We start from the raw sequence: 1523 nt of genomic DNA on the forward strand, positions 1-1523 counted from the left end.
GATCGCTACAAAAACTACTATCTCTCAAAATCAGTTATTACTCTAAGCTTTACTTATACTTTTTAGTCTTTTCATTTGAAAATTTTTAACTTTGTCATCAACTCCTGACAAAAAGACATAAAATTTCTCTGATACAGCTCACGAAGTTTCAAGGTTTTTAGCTGTTTTCCTCCGTTGTATGATACGATAAATAGTGGAAAATCCAAGGGTAAGTATTGCTTAAAAGAATTTTGACGCTGTAAATACTTATTATTTCGTTGTTTGAGAAGCAAATAGTCTAGTGTTCCTCAACCATAAATGACTAATTTTTCTCTCCTAACTTTTCGGCAGTTTGATAAATTGACAATTTTGTGGTAAGTGAAAAGAATAAAAATATGGCTGATTAGTTTTTATAGAGAAGGTTGAAGAATAGCCAGTTTGCCGAGCATCTCCAAGGAAGAACACTTAACATTGACAAATATTTGTTAAGTATCACTACCGTTCTAGCCAACCTAGATTGACTTTTCATAACTTTTCTGCTACGAGTTAAAAGTTAACAAAATATTGATTTATGGATAACTAATGAGTGATCGCGAGATACCGAAAATTGACAAAAAGGGTCTCAGGGAGTTTGGTCTAATAGTAGGTGGTGTTTTTGGCGGTTTATTTGGTCTATTACTACCGTTACTCCACAGACATTGGCCTCCGCCCGCATGGCCTTGGGTAATTGCTACTCCTCTATTGGTATTGGCAGTTGTTTCACCCCCTACTTTGGAACCTGTCTATAAGTTTTGGATGCGGGTGGGAATTTTTCTGAGTACAATAATGACTCCCCTATGGATGGGGTTAGTATTTTATCTTGTAGTAATGCCAATGGGTTTGATTATGCGAATGTTTAAAAAAGACCCAATGGAGCGACAATTGAATACTGAAACTTCAACTTATCGAGTGATGAGTCAACTAAAAACTAGAGAAAGTATGGAGCGACCTTTTTAAATGCTTGAAGGAATATTAGACGTTCTTAAAGACCTTTGGGGTTTTATGGGAGAGCGGAAAAAATATTGGTTATTACCTTTGATTATTACTTTAGTTTTGTTAGGAGCTTTGATTGTTCTGAGTCAATCTTCTGTAATTGCGCCGTTTATCTATACGTTGTTTTAATCTGACTATGCTGGCAGTAAAGAAGAAAAGAAAAGGTTTTTTTGTTGAACCTTACTACACTTCTCTTACTTGACCGAAAATTTTTGGTAAATAACCTCCCCTTTTCAGGGGATAAAAAAAAGAGAATATTCTACATTTTCAGCAGAATATTTTCCTACGGAATGCTGCGCAAACAGCTAGAAGTACCGATTACTGATAACTGAAATGACCGAAAATTTTTGGTAAATAACCTCCCCTTTTCAGGGGATAAAAAAAAGAGAATATTCTACATTTTCAGCAGAATATTTTCCTACGGAATGCTGCGCAAACAGCTAGAAGTACCGATTACTGATAACTGAAATGACCGAAAATTTTTGGTAAATAACCTCCCATTTTCAGGGAAT

2 protein-coding genes are annotated in these 1523 nt (G+C 35.2%); both read left to right on the plus strand.

Going from position 1 to position 1523, the window contains the following annotated elements; translation table 11 throughout:
- The first annotated feature begins 561 nt into the window (after nt 1-561).
- Complete coding sequence (locus AC3DU7_RS25380) at nt 562-975, plus strand: SxtJ family membrane protein (RefSeq protein ID WP_488042063.1); 414 nt, start codon at nt 562-564, stop codon at nt 973-975.
- Entirely contained in the window at nt 976-1140 is a 165-nt protein-coding gene (locus AC3DU7_RS25385) for a DUF5989 family protein (protein ID WP_488042064.1), read from the plus strand. It abuts the gene before it with no gap.
- The last annotated feature ends 383 nt before the right edge of the window (nt 1141-1523 follow it).

This window comes from Okeania sp. (assembly GCF_983059655.1).